The sequence below is a fragment of the Aquimarina megaterium XH134 genome (assembly GCF_000520975.1).
GTDB lineage: Bacteria > Bacteroidota > Bacteroidia > Flavobacteriales > Flavobacteriaceae > Aquimarina > Aquimarina megaterium.
This window is the reverse complement of record NZ_JACB01000049.1, coordinates 46,168-67,476: the sequence shown is the minus strand read 5'-3', so window position 1 is coordinate 67,476 and position 21,309 is coordinate 46,168. Positions and strand designations below refer to the sequence as shown.

Annotated in this window: 18 protein-coding genes; 11 read left to right on the top strand and 7 right to left on the bottom strand. The window is 31.9% G+C overall.

All coding sequences use genetic code 11. The features are described 5' to 3' along the window. Window positions 1–1,128: a 2-amino-4-hydroxy-6-hydroxymethyldihydropteridine diphosphokinase gene (folK, locus tag Z053_RS0122560; protein ID WP_025667232.1), complete on the bottom strand. Its 1,128-nt coding sequence runs from the start codon at window positions 1,126–1,128 to the stop codon at window positions 1–3. Window positions 1,129–1,229: 101 nt separating this feature from the next. Between folK and Z053_RS0122555 the strand changes: the two genes are divergently transcribed. Continuing rightward, the gene (locus tag Z053_RS0122555) at window positions 1,230–1,937 is read left to right on the top strand and encodes a queuosine precursor transporter (RefSeq protein ID WP_370540761.1); all 708 of its coding nucleotides are present in this window, start codon (window positions 1,230–1,232) and stop codon (window positions 1,935–1,937) included. 78 nt (window positions 1,938–2,015) lie between these two features. Further along, on the top strand, window positions 2,016–4,643 hold the full coding sequence (locus Z053_RS0122550) for an AsmA family protein (protein WP_025667230.1): 2,628 nt from the start codon (window positions 2,016–2,018) through the stop codon (window positions 4,641–4,643). A 140-nt stretch (window positions 4,644–4,783) separates the two neighbouring features. Here Z053_RS0122550 and Z053_RS0122545 read toward each other — a convergent pair whose 3' ends face one another. Further along, window positions 4,784–5,626, bottom strand: a complete 843-nt coding sequence (locus Z053_RS0122545; protein WP_025667229.1) for a M12 family metallopeptidase — start codon at window positions 5,624–5,626, stop codon at window positions 4,784–4,786. 769 nt (window positions 5,627–6,395) lie between these two features. Here Z053_RS0122545 and Z053_RS29175 point away from each other — a divergent pair. From Z053_RS29175 to Z053_RS0122515, 6 genes are all read left to right on the top strand, one after another. Continuing rightward, window positions 6,396–7,664, top strand: coding sequence for a hypothetical protein (locus tag Z053_RS29175; RefSeq protein WP_025667228.1), 1,269 nt, complete (start codon window positions 6,396–6,398; stop codon window positions 7,662–7,664). Between the two features lie 33 nt (window positions 7,665–7,697). Beyond that, window positions 7,698–8,135, top strand: a complete 438-nt coding sequence (locus tag Z053_RS29170) for a hypothetical protein (RefSeq protein WP_025667227.1) — start codon at window positions 7,698–7,700, stop codon at window positions 8,133–8,135. A gap of 492 nt (window positions 8,136–8,627) precedes the next feature. After that, on the top strand, window positions 8,628–9,887 hold the full coding sequence (locus tag Z053_RS29165; protein WP_025667226.1) for a hypothetical protein: 1,260 nt from the start codon (window positions 8,628–8,630) through the stop codon (window positions 9,885–9,887). A gap of 65 nt (window positions 9,888–9,952) precedes the next feature. Beyond that, a complete protein-coding gene (locus Z053_RS0122525) occupies window positions 9,953–10,393 on the top strand; it encodes a hypothetical protein (protein ID WP_152538376.1) in 441 nt (146 codons plus the stop codon). 118 nt (window positions 10,394–10,511) lie between these two features. After that, window positions 10,512–11,150 carry a LysE family transporter gene (locus Z053_RS0122520; RefSeq protein ID WP_025667224.1) on the top strand — a complete coding sequence of 213 codons (639 nt, stop codon included), beginning with the start codon at window positions 10,512–10,514 and terminating at the stop codon, window positions 11,148–11,150. A 149-nt stretch (window positions 11,151–11,299) separates the two neighbouring features. Further along, window positions 11,300–12,712, top strand: a complete 1,413-nt coding sequence (locus Z053_RS0122515; protein ID WP_051476121.1) for a pyridoxal phosphate-dependent decarboxylase family protein — start codon at window positions 11,300–11,302, stop codon at window positions 12,710–12,712. Here the strand turns inward: Z053_RS0122515 and Z053_RS0122510 are convergent. Next, the gene (locus Z053_RS0122510; RefSeq protein ID WP_025667221.1) at window positions 12,709–13,503 is read right to left on the bottom strand and encodes a DUF2797 domain-containing protein; all 795 of its coding nucleotides are present in this window, start codon (window positions 13,501–13,503) and stop codon (window positions 12,709–12,711) included. The genes Z053_RS0122515 and Z053_RS0122510 overlap by 4 nt on opposite strands. Window positions 13,504–13,648: 145 nt before the next feature. On the opposite strand from Z053_RS0122510, the gene Z053_RS0122505 reads away from it, so the two are divergent. Next, a complete protein-coding gene (locus Z053_RS0122505) occupies window positions 13,649–15,181 on the top strand; it encodes a GH3 auxin-responsive promoter family protein (protein WP_025667220.1) in 1,533 nt (510 codons plus the stop codon). Between the two features lie 244 nt (window positions 15,182–15,425). Continuing rightward, entirely contained in the window at window positions 15,426–15,764 is a 339-nt protein-coding gene (locus Z053_RS0122500; RefSeq protein WP_025667219.1) for a hypothetical protein, read from the top strand. Between the two features lie 86 nt (window positions 15,765–15,850). On the opposite strand, the gene clpX is transcribed toward Z053_RS0122500, so the two are convergent. From clpX to Z053_RS0122480, 4 genes are all read right to left on the bottom strand, one after another. Beyond that, window positions 15,851–17,083 carry an ATP-dependent Clp protease ATP-binding subunit ClpX gene (gene clpX, locus Z053_RS0122495; protein WP_025667218.1) on the bottom strand — a complete coding sequence of 411 codons (1,233 nt, stop codon included), beginning with the start codon at window positions 17,081–17,083 and terminating at the stop codon, window positions 15,851–15,853. A gap of 95 nt (window positions 17,084–17,178) precedes the next feature. Continuing rightward, complete coding sequence (clpP, locus tag Z053_RS0122490) at window positions 17,179–17,853, bottom strand: ATP-dependent Clp endopeptidase proteolytic subunit ClpP (RefSeq protein WP_025667217.1); 675 nt, start codon at window positions 17,851–17,853, stop codon at window positions 17,179–17,181. 101 nt (window positions 17,854–17,954) lie between these two features. Further along, complete coding sequence (gene tig / locus Z053_RS0122485) at window positions 17,955–19,277, bottom strand: trigger factor (RefSeq protein ID WP_025667216.1); 1,323 nt, start codon at window positions 19,275–19,277, stop codon at window positions 17,955–17,957. Window positions 19,278–19,372: 95 nt separating this feature from the next. After that, window positions 19,373–19,720: a phage holin family protein gene (locus tag Z053_RS0122480; RefSeq protein ID WP_025667215.1), complete on the bottom strand. Its 348-nt coding sequence runs from the start codon at window positions 19,718–19,720 to the stop codon at window positions 19,373–19,375. 151 nt (window positions 19,721–19,871) lie between these two features. Between Z053_RS0122480 and Z053_RS0122475 the strand changes: the two genes are divergently transcribed. After that, on the top strand, window positions 19,872–21,302 hold the full coding sequence (locus tag Z053_RS0122475) for a thrombospondin type 3 repeat-containing protein (RefSeq protein ID WP_025667214.1): 1,431 nt from the start codon (window positions 19,872–19,874) through the stop codon (window positions 21,300–21,302). Window positions 21,303–21,309 lie beyond the last annotated feature (7 nt).

Below are 21,309 nucleotides of genomic sequence, written 5' to 3'. Positions count from 1 at the left end.
TTATTTTGAGATCTCTTCGATAATCGAAATATAATCAGATCGATTTGCTATAAAATCCCGTTTAGACACATCTATTATCCTTATACTAAATTCTGGTTGTGATTTTATAAATTGCAAATACCCTTTATTGATCTTATTCAGATAATCTGCAGGGATTTTTTGCTCATAGTCCCTTCCTCTTTTTTTGATATTTTCTAAAAGACGTTCTGTATCTTGATATAAATACACATATAGTCCGGGTTTAGTCAAATTTCTATACATCAAGTCAAATACTTTTTTGTACAGCATAAATTCTTCTGATTGTAAAGTAACCTTAGCAAAAATCAATGATTTAAATACATCATAATCACTCACCACAAAATCTTTAAACAGATCAAACTGAGCAATATCATCCTGCAAACGCTGATAACGATCTGCCAAAAAAGACATCTCGAGAGGAAAAGCATAACGCTCCATATCCTCATAAAACTTTGGTAAAAACGGATTATCTGCGAAACGTTCCAGAATAAGTTTTGCATTAAACTCCTGAGCTATCAGTTGTGCCAAACTTGTCTTACCAGCCCCAATATTTCCTTCGACAGTTAGGAATTGAAATCGGGACAAAGCATACTTTTCTTTTGGATTAACTATTTTCTCATCAAGCAAAGTCACTTTTGAAGCATCTGAAGTACTATCTAACAATCGCTTTACGGTTTGCTTCAATTTTGGATGTACCATACCTCCTGCAATCTCTGCTAGTGGTTCTAATACAAATTTTCGATCCTGCATTGCAGGATGAGGAACGATCAAGTTTTTGGTTTCTATACTTCCTTCAGAAGAAAAAATAATATCCAAATCAATCGTTCTTGCCTCATATCCTTTACCATCTGTTCTATTTCTACCCAGAGAATTTTCAATTTCTAATAGCATTGTTAACACTTCGTTTTCAGAAAGAAAGGTACGTACTGCAATACAAGCATTATAAAAATCATCACTATTAAATCCCCAGGCCGGAGTCTGATACACTCCAGAAATCGAAACCAAATCTCCTATCGATTCATATATTTTTTTAATAGCATTCTGTAGAAAATCCATACGATTTCCTATATTACTTCCTAATGAAATATGTAACAGACGGGATGTTTTCAAGATTGGATTTTTTATATTCTGACCAGAACTCCTTATTTTTAGAACAAATTAAACAAAACAAAATCACTTCGCCTTATTTTTAAGTAAACTATTATTTTATTTTGACAGAAACTCCTCTGAATTTAAAAAACAAACGTGTTGCCTATCGAATATACCTGATACTTGGCGCACTTTTCATTTCATCATTAGTAGTATCTAATCTTATTTTTCAAAAATTCTTTTATTGGGATTTTTTCGGAGTATATACTTTTGAAATTTCTGTAGGAATCCTACCATATCCTATTACTTTTTTGATCACCGATATTATTAGTGAAATATTTGGCAAGAGAAAAGCGAATCAAATTGTTACGGCCGGTATTTTTGCATCTTTTTTTTCGTTACTCATTGTATATGCTTCAGCTTCGGTGCCAGCTACAACCTGGTCTCCTATAGATGATGATATATTCAATCAGGTTTTTGGCGCTACAGTAATCGCCGTATTTGCATCAATGATGGCTTATCTTTTTGCACAATATATTGATATTCAGATTTTTCATTTCTGGAAACGTGTTACAAAAGGAAAACATCTTTGGTTGCGAAATAATTTTTCTACTTTTTCTTCTCAATTTATAGACACCCTAACTGTTCTTTTGTTATTATGTTCTGCAGGTATTATAGATTGGGATCGTTTTGGAGTATTATTACTTAATGGTTTTTTGTTTAAAATATTGGTCGCTGCACTAGACACTCCTATTTTATACCTATGTGTGCATGTTATAAGAAAGCGATTTAAACTAAAACAAGGTGGTGAATTGGCTCTAGAAATTTAAAATCTAACAAATAGTTAACTTAAAAAAAGTAACATTGTATCTTTGTAAATCGTTTCTTTATCTCAAAGCTATTTTATCATGAAAAAAGTCCTCAAAATTCTTGGTATTTTTTTACTACTATTTATCATAGGTATTATCTCGATTCCTTTTTTGTTTAAGGGAACTATCCAGGACAAAGTGCGCTACCTGGTGAATGAGCATGTGCATGCAAAAGTAGACTTTGCAAATTTGGATATTAGCCTTATCAGAAGTTTCCCACAGGCATCTGTGGTTATTGATGAGTTTTCTATTATTAACTTTGCTCCTTTTGAAGGAGACACCTTGGCTTATTCTAAAAAAATAGCTTTGGACATGTCTATCAAAGAATTATTTAAAAACGCTTCAGAACCTATTAGTGTTCAAAAAATAGTAATCGATGAAGCCAATATTGCAATCAAGACTGATTCATTAGGAAATTCTAATGTTGATATTGTTAGAAAACAAGAAGATGCTACAGAAACTAATCCAGAAGAAGAAAGTGGTGCTTTCACCTTTGCTTTGGATCATTATGAAATAAATGATAGTAAAATTCTATTTAGAGATGATATAAGTAAAACCCTATTGGCAATGACCGATCTTAATCATAGCGGTGACGGATCGATCTCTGGAGAAAAAATAATCTTAGATACTAAAACGAATACTGAAGCTTCATTAAATCTCGATGGCACTAAATATCTAAACAAAAATAAATTACAACTTGATGCCCAAATAGAATTAGATCTTGAGAATCAGCGTTATTCTTTCAAAGAAAATAAAGCTCAAATTAATCGACTACCTCTCGAATTCGCAGGGTATGTTCAGTTATTCGAAAAATATACCGATGTAGATCTCAGTTTTAAAACCCCTTCGTCTGATTTTAAGAATTTCCTTGCCGTTATTCCCGAAACTTATGTCAAAAACCTGGATGGAGTGCAAACTAGTGGAGACTTTTCTATTAACGGAATCATTAAAGGAAAATCTGATGATACCTATATCCCAAAAATGGATATCAAGATTGCATCAAGTAATGCTTCTTTTAAATACCCCGATTTACCAAAAGGCGTTAAAAATATAAATATCGACACTAAGATTAAGAATGAAACCGGATTGGTAGATGATACTTATATCAATATTGACAATTTAACTTTCAAAATAGATCAGGATTCTTTTGCTGCCAAAGGTAGTCTTCGAAATCTAACGAAGAATATGATTGTAGATATGATGCTAAAAGGTACATTAAACCTGGCTAACCTGAATCAGGCATATCCTTTACAACTGGAAGAAAAAATAAATGGGATTGTTAATGCAGATGTCAAAACTCATTTTGATATGCAATCTTTAGAAAAAGAACAATATCAAAATATAAAAAGCTCTGGTACTGCCAGTATTTCTCAATTTACATATGCATCTACTGATACACCAAATGAAATAAAAGTTGAAAATGCTGATGTAAGTTTTACACCAGAAACCATTTCATTAGACAAAATGCAGGCCACTACAGGAAGATCAGATCTTGCTGCCACAGGTACCATACAAAATCTAATGGGGTTCTTATTTGCAAAACAAGATCTAAAAGGAGATTTTAATGTAAATTCTAATGTGTTTGCCGTAGATGATTTTATGGTAAGTGAGCAAGAAACCGAAGAAGAGGTCGCAAGTACAACAGAAGATGAAACTATGAGAATCCCTTCTTTTCTGGATGCTACACTAAACTTTGATACCAAAAAAGTTTTCTATGATAATCTAGAATTACAAAATACAAAAGGAACGGTAAAAATAAAAGATGAAACTGCTTATTTAGAAAACGTAACTTCTAATATTTTTGACGGAGGGATGGCTCTAAATGGTAACGTATCTACTAAGGCTAAAGTTCCTACCTTTGACATGGCTCTGGATTTAAGTAAAATCGATATCGTAAAGTCTTTTAATAATTTAGAATTAATAAAAGGTTTAGCTCCTATTGCAAAAGCACTTACAGGTAACCTGACGACCAAAATTAACCTGAATGGTAATCTTAACGAAAACCTTATTCCTGTTTTAACCTCATTAAAAGGTAAGGCACTTGCAGAGATTCTTAATGCCCAAGTATCAACAACTAAAACTCCGTTTTTATCTACATTAGATAACCAACTTAATTTTGTAGAAATTGATCAATTAAACTTAAAAGACATTAAAACTAACCTAAGTTTTGATGATGGAAAAATTAATGTAAAACCTTTTGAGTTTGATGTTCAGGGGATAAAGGTTACTGCTGGTGGAAGTCATAGTTTTGAGCAAAATATGAATTATAATATCAAACTAGATGTACCTGCTAAATATCTAGGTAGTGAGGTTGGAAACCTGATCTCTCAACTTGATCAAAAGGAAGCAAATACTATGACTGTTGGACTACCAATTGGGCTTTCTGGTAATTTTAAAAACCCAAAGGTTAGCTTAAATACAGATCTGGCGATAAAGCAACTCACACAACAAATAGTAGACAAACAGAAAGAAAAAGTAAAAGGAGAGCTTATCGGTAAAGGCGAGAAAGTATTAACAGATCTATTAGGAAATTCTAAAAAACCAACTGATTCTTCTAAAACAAATTCTAACAATACAGAAGAAACTTTAAAAAATACTGCAAAAAATATCTTAGGAGGGTTTTTAGGTAAGAAAAAGAAAAAAGATTCTACAAAAACAAAGAATTAATAAATGTAATAGAAAAGAGTGTACCTGATTTCTCAAGCACCCTCTTATACTCAAAAATAATATTTTATTGGACAATGATCCAATTGATTTTTACATCACAGATTTATATGTGTATAGGGATTTTCCATCAAGATTTAGAATTATCTCTTAGGATATGCTGCATTAGTACCTATAATGTCTAATGGAGATATCGTTTCCTGAGCTCCGGTATAGCCTTCACCATTAAGTAACGTAATTGTTGGTTTACCATTTTTAGAAAAAGCATATTGATGATACATCATTATACTATTGATGTCAAATGCCCTAGTTAATCTTCTTGAATTCTTAATCTTGAATTGATCTTCTTGACCACTTCGAATGTTTTCCCATTTTATAATAATATAGTTGTCTCTTTCTGGTCTTGCTTGTTCATGAAGAAAACCAAGCGTATGACCTAGTTCATGAGTAACAAGGTTGGCATCGACATTATGACCTAATTTAATAACTCCTCCACCAAAATTGAACCCAATAGATGCCAAACCACAGGTTGAACATACATCCTCAGATTGCATAATAGTTACATAACTGAACTCATTGGTTCTTTTTTTAAACTTTATATTCGTTTTTCTACTCCATCTTTTCATCGCCAATAGTATATTAACACGTAACTTAAGACTTAAGTTACTACTTAGGGCAAAAACAACAGTGTTGTTTGGCCATTTTCTAACAGGATCTAGTAATGTTAATTTTTGATTAGCAATTTGAGGAGTGTCCGATACATGTTCTTCAGAAAGAATGATGTCATCATGGTAAAGGTATTCTCCGTTACCCATGTCTTTGACAGTAACTAAATCTCCATCAAAATATTTTTCAATCAATTTTCCGTTAGATGTTGTTACGTCATCAGTTACATTTTCTTCTACGCTCTCTTTTTGGCAAGAAGCGAAAAGTAAAACTGTGCCCAGTACGAGAGTTTTAAATGACCTGATTTTTTTTGTGTTCATGATTGTGTGAAATTAAGTTTGTTTTAAAAAATTATTTATACCTCGGATTATTCAATAGGATTCAATTCATTAATACAATTCGTTGATTTTTAAATAGTTTTCTATTATAAAGCAAGCACAGATACTAGAGTGAACAAAAAACCTACCTTATTTATCTATCTCCCAGATCCGAAGGAAAGCTTATTCTCCTCCATTTGGGAGGATTGAGGTGGGATAGATAAACAATTGTATGCGCAACATTGTAAATTTTCCTTTAAAAAGGAAAATTGTCGCACACCCCTTTTCTAGTATTTTTGTAAAACTATAATACTATTGACACTATATTGTCCTGATTCCTTGAATAATCAAAAAAACAGGACAACCTTGTAACGGTTTCACAACAAGTGTCCCCTGTGTTATTACCAAGTTTACATTCCGAGAAATAGCAAAATTGTCCGTTGATATAGGCGATATTAGAAACAATACCGTATATGAGCATCAATATGAATTAGATGTACCAGAAAAACAAGATCCGGATATTCTCAAAGATGAAATTATTACCTTAAACAGGGTATTAAACCTAAGGTCCTGCTGAAAAACCAGGACTAGTTCAATTATTTATTTTGAATACATTGCTACGCAACTTCTCAAAATAGAGTTTCACTGATAAAAACATAGCTACGGGAGCAATACACCGGTTAAAGATACGTTAACAATTTAGTAATCTTATACCTACAATATAAGTATACATATAGTTATAATTTTACCACAAAACTAAATCCCCCTAGCTATGAAATTGAAGAATATTTACATAATTCTTTTTTATTCCCTTTCCTTTTTATCATTCTCGCAAACAGAAATTAATGACAATCAAATGAGCTGGATTAGAGGATGGACAAATTTTGCCCCTAATCAAAGAGAGTATCCAGAGCCCGAAGAAGTACTTCCTAATATTATTGATAGTAACTCTTATTTAAAAAATGATGTGACATATCTAATGTCTGGAAATGTTTATGTAATTAATAATGCCACTCTAACAATACAAGAAGGAACCACAATTAGATGTGACGTCGAAAATGCTGCAAGCTTGGTAATAACCAAAGGTTCTAAATTAATTGCAAGAGGCACAAAAGGGTTTCCAATTGTATTTACATCAAATAAGGCCCAAAAATCCAGAAAAGCTGGAGATTGGGGCGGTATCATAATTGCCGGATCTGGCACAATAAATTCACCAGCCGTATCTAAAACTATAGAAGGAAATTTTCTACCTCAATATTCTTCGTACGGAGGAACACAAGAAAATGAATTAACAACCATGATGTCGTATGTTCGAATTGAATATGCAGGAAAAAAAATTAATCAATCCAAAGAGTTAAATGGATTGTCTCTTTATGCACTAGGAAGTAATTCGATCATAAACAATGTTATGATCAGTTATTCGGCAGATGATTCTTTCGAATGTTTTGGAGGTAAGGTAAACATGTCTAATCTAATCTCTTACAAAGCAAAAGATGATGATTATGATTTTACATTAGGATATAATGGAGAATTAAACAATATTCTTGCAATTAGACATCCATACATTAGTGATATTAGTGGTTCTTATGTTATTGAAGCAGATGGGTATGATAAAAAAGAAGGATTTATCGATCTAGAAGCATTATCAAACATACGTATCAAAAATGCAACTTTGGTAAACCTATCCGATCAAAACAATTACCAACATACTACTGCTGCAATTTCGTCTAAGAATTTAGCTAAACTCAATCTTACCAACATGCGTATATCTGGTTTTGCTAATGTTGTAAAATTTGATAAAACCTACAAATCATATTCTGATCTTCAAAAGTATTTCTCCTTAGAAAACAGTATTTTTAATGTACACAGTAAATCAATTCTGACACAATATAGTGCTACCATAAATACTGATCAATTGTTGAAATATAATATGTATACAAATCATTTTAAAAGTGCTGCCGATCTATTTACTGATCCATTTGATGAAAAAAAACCAATATTTACGCTAAAGGATTCGGAAAATTATACCGTAATGCAGTAAATTTGAATATATGCACTTAAAATCATCACAATAATGAAATTATTTAGTACCGCTTTCCTTGTGTTTTTTATCATCAACCTTAATTATTCTCAAACAAAAAAGAATGTTTTTTTTGAGCAAAAGGCATTAACCAAAAAGTTTCACACAATAGATGAATTAGAAGATTTAAAAAAAGGGGAACTTGTTAAACTGTATACAGATCGTATTAATGAAATAATAACTGTCCTACCTTATTTAGCTCTTACCAATGAAGCAGGTGTTAAACTGTCTGACATTGGTATTAAAGAAAGTTCTGATCATTTAAAATCCCTGAACAAGCACCATACAATGACTACAGATATGACTGAAAGTAATAAAAACTTAATTTCAGAATTTATTCCTTATGCAGATACAGAAAAGATTATTTGGGGTATTTTATATTTTGAAGAAGTAATTAAAAAAGTTAGAATAGGCGCTAATGGAAATTTTTAACCCAGTATATTAGTAGATATTTCTATCCACATAAACCAAATCAGCTTATAATCAATTAATAAGCTGATTTTTTTTATAAATAGGTTTTCAAAATACTTTTTACCTACAAACCATATTCATTGTATGTAATATATCGTCTTTTTTTGTTCTTAATTACACTTTTTAATAGAAAAATCACTTATAAATAGTGCGCTAAAACAGGGGGGAAACACCCCTTTTTTAACAAAAAACGAATTTACCAAATAAAGTTGTTTAATGTTTACGAAGATCCAATAAACATTCGTTAATTTTTTGATTATCAATAAAATATAAAATAATTATGTAGGAATTTTACTCATAATATTTTATTAATTTAAGTTAAAATAACGACCAACGTACAAAGTCTACGGTAAACACGTAACCACTTTTGTTAAAACTCTTATATCTTAGTAGTCCCAAAATTGGGAGAGAGAAATTTCTTCCAAATAAAGTTTAACCCCAAAATAAACTATTATGAAAAAAAGATGTTCTCTATTAACAGCTTTTATCCTACTACTAATTTCTAATCTAGCTATTGCACAAGATTTTAATGAAAATAATGACAGATGGGTCAAAGGATGGACAAATTTTACACCTAATAAAACTGACTATCCAGAAGCTGAAGAGAAACTACCTAATATTATAATGGATCATACTTATTTAAGAAATGATATTGTGTATTCGATGTCTGGTGATGTATATGTAACGAATGGTGCATCTTTAACTATTCAAGAAGGAACAATTATACGATGTGATCATGAAAACCCTGCAAACCTTATTATCTCTAAAGGCTCAAAATTGATTGCAGCAGGATCCAAAGCTTATCCTATCGTTTTTACATCCAGCAAAGCTCCCAAATCTCGAAACAGTGGAGATTGGGGAGGTATAATTATTGCCGGATCTGGAAAAGTAAATACAGTTTCGGGTAGTGGTATACTTGAAGGTGATTTCAACCCTCAGTATTCTGTTTATGGTGGAAATAACGTAAATGAAGAAACAACAATACTACGATTTGTAAGAATCGAATTTTCTGGAAACAATGGATCTAATGGATTATCTCTATATGGTTTAGGGACTTCTTCTATCGTAAAAGATATTATGGTAAGTTATTCGGGTCAGGATTCTTATAATATTCACGGAGGAAAAAATAACATTCAGAATCTGGTTTCTCTTAAAGCACAAGATGATGATTATCACATTTCTGAAGGTTTTAGAGGGACAATTAAGAATGTTCTTGCTATAAGGCATCCATACATCAACAGTCCCCAGGGATCATATGCTATCGAAATAGATGGATACAATACAGAACTTGGTTACATCAAACCAGATGCTATAACAGATGTTACTATTGCTAATGCAACTCTTGTTAACTTGTCTGATAAAACCAATTACCAGCATACCACTGCAGCTATTTCTACATCTAATTCGGCAATAACATACATACACAACTCTAAAATATCTGGTTTCTCTGATGTTGTTAAGTTTGATAAATCATACACATCTTTAGCTGTAATACAAAAAGCATTTATGATGGATAATAGTTTTTTTAATATTCATGGTAAAGGTATAACCACAAGTAATGCAGCAATTAACGGAGCCTTAGATATTTTAAAATACAATAGATTTACAGAAAGCTTTGTTGGCGTAAATGATTTATTTAGTGACCCCAAAAGCTCTATTGTACCAAAGTTTCAGTTAAAAAAATCATTAAACAATTATATGGTGATGCAATAATAAAATAGTTTGCTCTGATTTTACTGTACAAAATCAATCAAAATCAAATGTATATTACAAACACTATGTCAAAATTATTAACAAGCTTAATCTTCTTTCTTTCAATAAGTACGATTTATGCGCAACAAGCAAATGAAGCCATATTCTTTACGCAAAGGAGTCAGACCAATAAATTTCACACAATTAATGATCTGCAAGCCTTAAAGAAAGGCCAACTCGTAAAACTATACCAAGATCGAGTCGAGGAGATCATGACCATACTCCCGTTTCTATCACTTACTAATGAACCTGGTGTACGACTAAGTGATATTGGCATTAAAGAAGATTCACGACATCTAAAAATCCTTAGAAATAATAAAGAGTCTACGCAAAAAAATTTAGAAGTTACCAAAGAAACTATCGAAGAATTAGTTCCTTATGCTGATACAGAAAAAATTATCTGGACAATCCTCTACTATGAAGAAGTCATTAAAAAAATGAGGATAGGAGTTAACGGAAATTTTTAAAAATTAAATTAGTAATGTGTTTAAATTATCATATTTACTTAGGGTTAGAAGCGGCAATTGCCGCTTCTATTGTTTTATTTAGCTGTAAGATTACTTTGTTTATAACTACTAAGGATTTATGACACTATCTGTACTATATCTCTTTTTGGGAATTGTTACCGCCGTAATAGGGGCGCTACCTCTGGGAGCAGTCAATCTGGCTGTTATTCATACCTCTGTCAAAGAAAATATTAAAAACGCATCCTACATAGCACTAGCAGCAGGGATTGGCGAAGTATTATTAGCTCTTTTTGCATTGCACAGCAGTATGGAGTTATCTGATTTTTTTCGAGAAAATCAATGGATTCAAATTGCGTTCATTATACTCTTCTTTTCTATTGGCGTGTATTTCTTACTTTTTAAGAATAAAATAAATACTAAACATAAATCCAAAAAATTAAAACTATCCAAATCTAAATTCCTTACTGGTTTTTCTCTAGCCATATTAAACCCTCCTGTAATTATTTACTGGGTTTTAGCAATTTCACTGGTAAACAAATATATTTTTAAACTCACAGTTCAAAACCCACTCATCTCTCTTTTTCTTTTCTTTCTTGGAGTTTACTTAGGAAAAATAGGAACATTATATTTTTATAGTCGATGGGGAAATAAAATTGCACAACAACCAGGCGATTCAAAAGCTAAACTTTCTAGGACTATAGGAATAATTCTGGTTGTTATTTCTATTTTTCAAGGCATCAATTTTTTAGCCGAATGAAAGAAACTATACCAAAATACCATTTTTTAAACCATTTGTACAAGTAATTATCTGTTAAGTGTTTTTATATTTGTCAGCAATTCTGATAAAATTATATTGCTGTGAATAAAGACGATTTCAACTCTAAGTTAAGCTTGCCAAAAGAAGAAATGCAAAGCTATGGATATAAGATTATAGATCATATTGTGGATCATTTTGAGACTCAGAACTCAAAAAAGCCTGTAACTATTGCTTCAAGAGAAGAAATGGATTCTTTATTAACAGAAGACCTTCCTGATCACCCTACTCCTGCAAACGAAGTTCTGGATTTTGTAATGGATCAAGTCATTCCGAACAGTAGTATTGTATCACATCCAAAATCATACTCTTTTGTACCTGGCCCAAGTAACTACATAAGTGCTATGGCCGATACTATCGCTACAGGTTTTAATATTTTTTCTGGCGGTTGGGCCGCATCTCCGGCAGCAGCAGAATTAGAAATAGTAGTTATGAACTGGTTACTTAAGATTTTTGAGTTTCCGACAAAAATGGGAGGAGGAATATTTACCAGTGGTGGTTCGATGGCAAATCTTACCGCATTGGTAACAGCCAGAAGGGTAAAATGTGGTGAAGATTTTTCTAAAGCAATAATCTACTTATCAGACCAGGCTCACTCTTCAAACATAAAAGCAATCAAAGTAATTGGCTTTAAAAAAGAGCAGATCAGACTTATTCCTACCGATCTAGAATTTAAAGTTTCTTTAAATAAATTAAAAAATGTAATTGCCAAAGATCGTCTTGAAGGGTTTCAACCGTTTTGCATAATAGCATCTGCAGGAACTACCAATACAGGAACTGTAGATCCTCTGGATGAAATTGCAAATATCTGCCAGGAAGAAAATTTGTGGATGCACGTTGATGGAGCATATGGAGGTGCAGCAATTTTGGCAAATAAAGGAAAAAAGCTTTTAAAAGGTATCGAGCGAGCAGATTCACTAACTGTAGATCCACACAAGTGGTTTTTTCAGCCTTATGAGATAGGTTGTTTATTGGTCAAAGATCATAATTGGTTAAGTGGTACATTTAGCGAGAAACCAGAATACCTAAGAGATATAGAAGGCAATGAATCTGAAATTAATTTTTATGATCATGGTATTCAATTAACCCGACGTTTTCGTGCTTTAAAGTTTTATATGTCATTAAAAACGTTTGGTCTCGAATCTTTTAGAAAAGCCATACAATACAATATAGATCTTGCCGAACAAACAGAAAATATCTTACGAAAAAGTACATATTGGGAAATTACATCACCAGCTACATTAGCTATAATTAACTTTAGATATCACCCTATTGGTTATCAACTTTCTGAAGAAGAATTAGATCGTATCAATCAGAATATTTCTAAAAAAATAGTCGATTCTAGAGAGGCAATATTGGTAACTACAGTTTTACAAGGTCAGATCGTACTTAGGATGTGCCTTATAAATCCCAGAACAACCATTGATGACATTAAAAGTACGTTACAACAATGTGAAATTTACGGAAAAGAAGAATTGGCTATAATTACAAAAGAACCATATTAGGTTATTGTTAAACTAACCACGTACCCTTCGTTATTTCTCACATTAAAGACTGTATTATCTTCAAAAATAAGATATTGTCCTTTAATTCCTTTTAACACACCAGAATACTCTTGTGTTTTCTCCAGATTAAGGCTTTTTACAGTATTAGGATATTGAAGTACAGGAAAACGAAGTTGAGTCTCTTTTCCATTTTCGACAAAATACTCTTTTACCTCATCTGGTATAAAATCTTTTAGTTTGTCTTTAAAAGAGATCAGGTCTTCATCTGTTATTTCATTTTTAAGCATAGTACGCCAATTTGTTTTATCAGCCACCTTTTCTTTTAAAGCCACTTCGGTAATACCTGCCAAATATCGATTAGGAACCTCAACAATTTCTATAGCCTCATGAGCTCCTTGATCTATCCACCTTGTAGGCACCTGGGATTTTCTGGTTACTCCTACCTTAACATTACTAGAATTAGCCAGGTATACTATATGTGGTTGAAGCTGTGCCTTTTTTTCAAATTCTAAATCCCTATCCTCAATATCTAAATGTGCAGTACTTAATTCTGGACGCATTACCCAATCTCCGACTTGAGGTTGATTGTAAAAATCATCATAACAATACCCTTGTCTAAATATTTTTTTATTTTCACCACAGGCAAGACACTGATATCCTACAAATTCTATTCGTACTTTTTTATCCAATAACTGATTCATGTGAATAAAATCTGATTCGAAAACCAGATAATACTGAATAGGATCATTAATTTCTGTTTGCATTTTTGTTAGCACCCCCTGATATTGCATAAAATTTCGTTATATAATAATCAAATAAGAAGAATGTGATTATTTTTATTATTTTAGTTTCTAATTGATAACAACAAAAATAATATATCCCGATCTTATATTAAGAATTGGTGTACATTATTTCTGCCTAAATATACATTAAAAAATGCCAATCCCATTAGTTAATTCTATAGCCAGCTGGTTCTTAAAAAAACGCTTTCATCAAATGGAGCTTTTTCTTAAGTATCCTAACGAGGTTCAGCTTGAGTTGCTGCATGTGCTATTAGAAACAGCTAAGAATACAGAATTTGGGAAAAGCTATGATTTTGCGACTATAAGTAATTATGAAACTTTTAAAGAAAGAGTACCTATAAGGTCTTATGAAGATTATGAATCGATAATCGAAAGAAGTCGCTTGGGTGAACACAACATTTTTTGGCCCACTCCTATTAAGTGGTTTGCAAAATCTAGTGGTACTACCAGTTCTAAAAGTAAATTCATCCCTGTTAGTGAAGAATCACTAGAAGATTGTCATTTTGCCGCTGGTAAAGACCTCTTATGTATGTACCTTAACAATAATGAGGAATCAAAACTCTTTACAGGAAAAAGTCTTAGGTTAGGTGGTAGTAAAGAATTGTACAAAGAAAACGGAACTTCTTTTGGAGATTTATCTGCAATAATTATAGACAATATGCCTTTTTGGGCAGAGTTTAGCTCTACTCCCAGTAACGAAGTATCATTAATGAGTGATTGGGAGTATAAAATGAAGGCTATTGTTAATGAAACCATTCAGGAAAATGTAACCAGTTTAGCAGGCGTTCCTTCTTGGATGTTGGTTTTACTTAATCAAGTGCTGGAAATGACAGGAAATGAGAATATTTTCGATATCTGGAATAATCTCGAAGTATATTTTCATGGTGGAGTAAGTTTTGAACCCTATAAAGACCAATACAGCAAAATTTTACCCAGAAACTCTTTTAAATATTACGAAATATATAATGCTTCTGAAGGTTTCTTTGCTATCCAAGATCATAACAATTCTTCTGAGTTACTATTGATGCTAGATTACGGGATCTTTTATGAGTTTATACCAATGGATACCTATGGCACCAAAACTGAAAAAGTGATCCCGCTAAGCGAAGTAGAGGTTGGGAAAAACTATGCTATTATCATTACAACTAATGCTGGATTATGGCGCTATAAAATTGGAGATACTATTCGATTTACCTCTACAGACCCATATAGAATCAAGGTATCAGGAAGAACCAAACATCATATTAATGTCTTTGGAGAAGAGCTTATTATCGAAAATGCAGAAGAAGCACTTAGAAAAACAACCAAAATCACTAATAGTGAGATTGTAGATTATACTGTGGCGCCAATTTTTATGAAAGAACGAGAAAAAGGCGCACATGAGTGGATCATTGAATTTAAAAAGCATCCCGAAGACATTAAAGAATTTACTTATATTCTCGATCAAAATCTGCAACAGGTAAATAGTGATTATGAGGCCAAAAGATATAACAATACAACTCTTAACATCCTTCATATACGTATTGCAAGACAAAATCTATTCTATGATTGGTTGAAAAAGAATAATAAGCTGGGTGGGCAACATAAAGTCCCAAGACTTTCTAATAAACGAACGTATATTAACGAACTAATTGCCCTAAATAATGTGAGTTCTTATTCTCCTTGATTAAGAAATAGTTAAGTGTTTCTAAATCGATCTTTTTTCTATAAAAAACATAAATTAAAATATAAATTTTTACGGTTTAACCGTAAAAAAACTATGTAAGAATTGTCGTTTTTAACAAAAAAATTAGTATTTCATCGTTCAAAAAAAGCGTTTGATCTAAAAAATATCAAATCATTTTTTAGGCTCTCATTTTCATATTAAATTTGTCCTCAGATAGTTATTAAATATATCAAAGCCCCAAAATATGAAAACTACGATATCTTGCATTACTTTATTACTGCTAACCATAGGAATTAACGCACAAGAAATCAAAACCGAAAATCATATTACTAATGCCAATGAAACGGCTGATGTAACTTCAAAAGAGACTACTACTGATGTTTCTTCTTCTACAAGGGCTTTAAAAACAGAAAATACATTAGAAGAAGACACTTGTTATAGTGAAATTTCTAAAGCAACATTTTATGAAGCTTTAATTCGACAAAATGGTTTAGAAATATACCTTAACAACAGTGATCTTGTATTAAAAAATACAGAAGATATCATTACCAACAATAAGGATCGAATATCATATACAGAATAAATATATTATCAACTAATCAACCAACAAAAAACACCTTTATAAATTTATAAAGGTGTTTTTTTTATGTAAAGCTTTTTTCTTTTACTTTAAGAGACCGCCTTAAGCTTTTTAATCGTAGACTTATTAAGCTTCTTTTCGGCATAATCCTTAGTTACTCTAAACTCTGTTTCTTCGCTTTCTGGCAGTTCGTACATTGCATCTGTTAAAATTGCTTCGCAAAGTGATCTAAGACCCCTTGCGCCCAATCTATACTCAAGAGCCTTTTCTACAATATATTCTAATGCACCATCAGTAATTGAGAAGCCAATATTATCCATTTCAAACAACTTCTTATATTGCTTTATTATGGCATTTTTAGGAACTGTTAAAATAGACCTAAGGGTTTGCTCATCCAAAGGATTCATATAGGAAAGCACAGGAAGTCTACCAATAATCTCAGGAATCAATCCAAAATCTTTTAAATCTCTAGGAATGATATACTGTAACAGATTATCTTTCTCTATAGCGTCTTCACTTTTAGAGGCACTATATCCAACAGCCTGCATATTTAATCGTTTCTGAATCATTTTTTCGATCCCATCAAAAGCACCACCTGCTATAAAAAGAATATTTTCGGTATTTACTTCGATAAATTTTTGATCTGGATGCTTACGCCCACCTTTTGGCGGAACATTTACTACAGTTCCTTCTAGTAACTTAAGTAAAGCTTGTTGCACTCCTTCTCCAGAAACATCTCTGGTAATACTAGGATTATCACTTTTACGAGCTATTTTATCTATCTCATCAATAAATACAATACCACGTTGTGCCTTCTCAAGATTATAATCTGCAGCCTGAAGTAGTCGTGTAAGAATACTTTCTACATCTTCGCCCACATAACCTGCTTCGGTAAGTACAGTTGCATCTACAATAGCTAATGGAACGTTAAGCATTTTGGCAATGGTCTTAGCCATTAATGTTTTTCCGGTACCCGTTTGCCCTACCATAATGATATTACTCTTTTGAATCTCAATATCATCTTCTGTTTGTGGTTGCAATAAGCGTTTATAATGATTATATACTGCTACAGACATTACTTTTTTTGTAAACTCCTGCCCTATTATATACTCATCCAAAAACTTCTTGATAGCCATAGGCTTTCGTAACATTAATTCGCTACTAAGCTCACCCGTTTCTTCATCTTTAGCTTCTTCCACCACAATTCCATGCGCCTGAACAATACATCGATCACAAATATGGGCATCTAACCCTGCAATAAGTAAATTGGTTTCAGGCTTCTTTCTTCCACAAAAAGAGCATTCTAAATCTTCCTTAGCCATAGTTATTTATTTTCATTTTCATAAAAACTTCTCTTGTTTTCGTATATACATACAAGTATAAGGGAAAAATCCCCTAACTAACAAGAAAAATCACATCATTCTCTAGTCAAAATCTCATCAATCATTCCATACTCTAGAGCTTTATCTGCTTTCATCCAATAATCTCTATCACTATCCTCGTATACTTTATCGTAGGTTTGTCCGGAGTGTTTGGCAATAATTTTATATAATTCTTCTTTTAATATCAAAATCTCACGTGCAGTAATTTCTATATCACTTGCTTGTCCCTGAGCACCTCCTAATGGTTGATGAATCATAACGCGACTATGTGGCAATCCAGAACGTTTTCCTTTTTGTCCTGCGCATAATAATACAGCTCCCATAGATGCGGCCATACCTGTACATATAGTAGCTACATCTGGTTTGATAAATTGCATTGTATCATAAATACCAAGGCCTGCATAGACACTTCCTCCTGGAGAATTGATATAAATCTGAATATCTTTAGAAGAATCTACACTTTCGAGAAATAACAATTGGGCCTGAACAATATTAGCAACCTGATCATTAATCCCGGTTCCTAAAAATATAATACGATCCATCATTAACCTCGAAAAAACATCAAAAATAGCAATATTCATTTGACGCTCTTCTATGATATTAGGAGTCATCCCGGTTGGATACATACTACTAACGATCTGGTTATAATAGTTGCTATTAATACCATGATGCTTAGTAGCGTATTTTTCGAATTCTTTTCCGTAATCCATATTTCTTTTTCTGAAATTTTTATTGATAAAAAAGGCGTTAACCCAAAGATAGTTTAACGCCCTAAATATAAGTATAATTCCTTAGTAAATTACAACATTAATTATTTGTAAACTTCTTTTATGAATTCATCAAAACTAACCTCTTTTATCTTTAGCTTTGCATTTTCTTTATAATAATTAAGTAGCTTTTTACTCATCAATTGTTCAGAGATTCTTTTAACCTCTTCTTGATTGGATAATATTCTTGCTGCAATATCCTCTAGCTCTTTATCTTCTGGAGAATTTTGCCCAAATTGAGCCATCTGACCTTTAATTAACTCTTTTGCAAAATCTTTCAATTCTTCAAAAGTTACCTGAAGGTTATTGTCATTAATTATTTTACCTTCGATCAATTGATAACGTAATCCTTTTTCACTTTTTTCAAATTCGTCCTTTGCTTCATCTTCTGTCAAAGGTTTCTCACCAGTTGCTCTAATCCATTTCTTCAAAAACTCATTAGGGAGATCAAATTTAGTATTCTCTAAAACGTTTTCAGTAATATCATTAAGCAGTTGTTGTTCTGACTGTTGCTCGAATTGACGTTCGGCATCTTCTTTTATTTTTTCTTTCAGATCAGTAACCGATTTTATAACACCTGCACCATATAGTTTATCGAATAATTCCTGATCTAAATCTGCAAGTTCCTGAGTATTTATTTCTGAAACTGTAAAAGCTACTTCTATATTAAGGTCGTGTGCTTCATCATGGTTTATTTTTAAAGCACTTATCAAATCGTGATCATCGGCAAACAATCCTTTTGTTTTTAACTTGATAACATCACCTACTTTTGCTCCTATAAATTTATCAAGATTCTTTTTACCTTTAATTTTATCTAAAGAAACAGTAAATGCATTATCAATTTCTTTTTCTTCATTTACAAAAGAACCAGCTACCAAATCATCTTTCTCTACAACATCTTTAGATATAAGCTTTCCATATTGTTTCTGGATGGTTTTGATTTGATTATCGATCATCTCATCATTCGCTACAATTTTGTAGTGAGTGATCGCTTTTTTACCATTAAGCTTTACTTCAAATTTTGGAGCTAATCCAAGTTCGAATTCGAAAGAGTAATCATCGGTATCCCAGTCAAAGTTCTCCTGTTCCTTTGGTAATGGATTTCCTAATACATCAAGTTTTTCCTCTGTAAGATACTTATTTAATGCATCTTGTAACAGTTTATTTACTTCATCTACCAAAACTGCTTTTCCGTATTGTTTTTTAACAAGTCCCATAGGAACGTGACCTTTTCTAAAACCAGGAATGTTAGCATTTTTACGATAATCACTAAGGATTTTTTCGACCTTATCACTATAGTCTTCTTTAGCGATATCTACGGTTACCACTGCATTTAATTCGTCTAATTGCTCTTTTGAAATATTCATTATCTCTACGTTTACTCTAAAAATTGGCTTGCAAAAGTAATACTTTTTTAGATCACAACAAATTTTTAACTCCTTGAAAAACAGTAAGCGTTACATTAATTTTCGTCTTTCTTTAAAATAGAATGTAGTATTGATTGAAACACAGATAACAAGACACTAAAGATCAGCGCCCACAACCATCCATTTACACTAAAACCAGCTATAAAATAATCTGCCAATAAAATAATTGCTGCATTAATAACTAAAAGAAACAACCCCAAAGTAAGTATTGTAGCTGGGAGTGTTAAAATAATCAGTAAAGGTTTTACAATTGTATTCAAAATTGCCAAAACAGCTGCAACTATTAATGCGCTAACATAATTATCGACTCCGACTCCCGGCAGGATTTTAGCTAATAGGAGTACTGCTAATGCATTTAAAATAAGTTTAAGAATAAAATTCATACTTCTTTTTTTACCATTTTTTTTCACTAAAACCCGTAAAAAGTTTGAGAGTCGCCCACAATAATAAAACATGTGAAATATAGTAATTTTATATAAATCTTAAAACCAAATACATCATGAAAATAATCTTAAAATTTACTTTTTTTTATTATTGTTTCAACAAACAGTTTCCTCCCAATGTTCATCTGCCTATAACAATCTAAAATTTGAATATGCCGGACCAAGAACAGATGGCGGTCAAGTTTTTAACATTACATTTAACAACAATGGATTTTTTAATAGTGACGTAGCTAATAACAGACTCGGAGCATTTGTAATAAAATATAGAACGTTAGACAATAACTCAGTTCCTACAAGTAACTGGGAAACAGAAATCATCGGAGGTAACGATGAATTCTTTAGTGGAAATAATGCAATTTTTAATTACAGATCAAAAGTTTTGTATTTATCTCCAAAATCTAGACCTAAAATACAATTTGAATTTCGTCTTTATCGCTTTCATGTATTCAACCCATTAGCAACAAGCTGTTTTTTCAAAACAATAGGTCCCGAAGATTTAAATGGATATACAACTGATAACGATAATGATGGTGTAGATAACTCAATTGACAATTGCAAAAACACTGCAAATCCCAATCAACTGGATTCAGATAACGATGGAAAAGGAAATTTATGTGACAATTGCCCTAGCACCTCCAATCCTTCACAAATAGATACAGATAATGATGGTACAGGAGATGCCTGCGATGCAGATGATGACAATGATGGAGTTAATGATTCCTCAGACAATTGCCCTTTAAACAGTAATTCTGATCAGTCAGATTCAGATAACGATGGTATTGGAGATGTTTGTGACGACATTGACAATAATGCTAAACCAAATCTAAAAATTAGTGGTCTCAAAATCAAGGTTGACAATACCACTTACAATGTTTTTAATGGACAGGTACCCATTCTGAAAAAAGATAAGAATGCAGTATTTGAAATAACCATCAACAATAATGACGCAGGTCTTGCGAATTCATCCAATACCCAATTTTTAGCATCCATTAACTCAGATGCATATCCAATTGCAAATCAGCATCCAGTTTATGGAATGTTTACTACAGATGTCGGATCCGTTAATCCCAATACTCCGGAAACAGTATCAGTTACATATAATGTAGGATCATTTATTGGAGGTCTAAATCTAGTCAACAATGGAACCTACTATGTTTATGGCCATATAGACTACAACAATCAGGTACAAGAATCTAATGAAACTGATTCTGATAATATTATTGTTTTCTCTTTCAAATATAGTTCCAATTCTAAGTTAGCAGGAGAGACAATAAAAACAATTCAAAAACAAACTATAGGAAGTTATTCCAACACAAATATGAATCTAATTTCATCAATGAATAATTTAACATATCAATTAAATCAAAATAATTTCAAAGTTTTTTCATTTGAAGGCCTCTTAATTCAGGAAAGCAAAACCCAAAACAAGCTAGATGAAATTAATATTATTAATCAATTACCTAAAGGTAAATATATTGTGAAAGACAAAAATAATACCTACAAAATATATAAACTAAATTAAAAAAGTA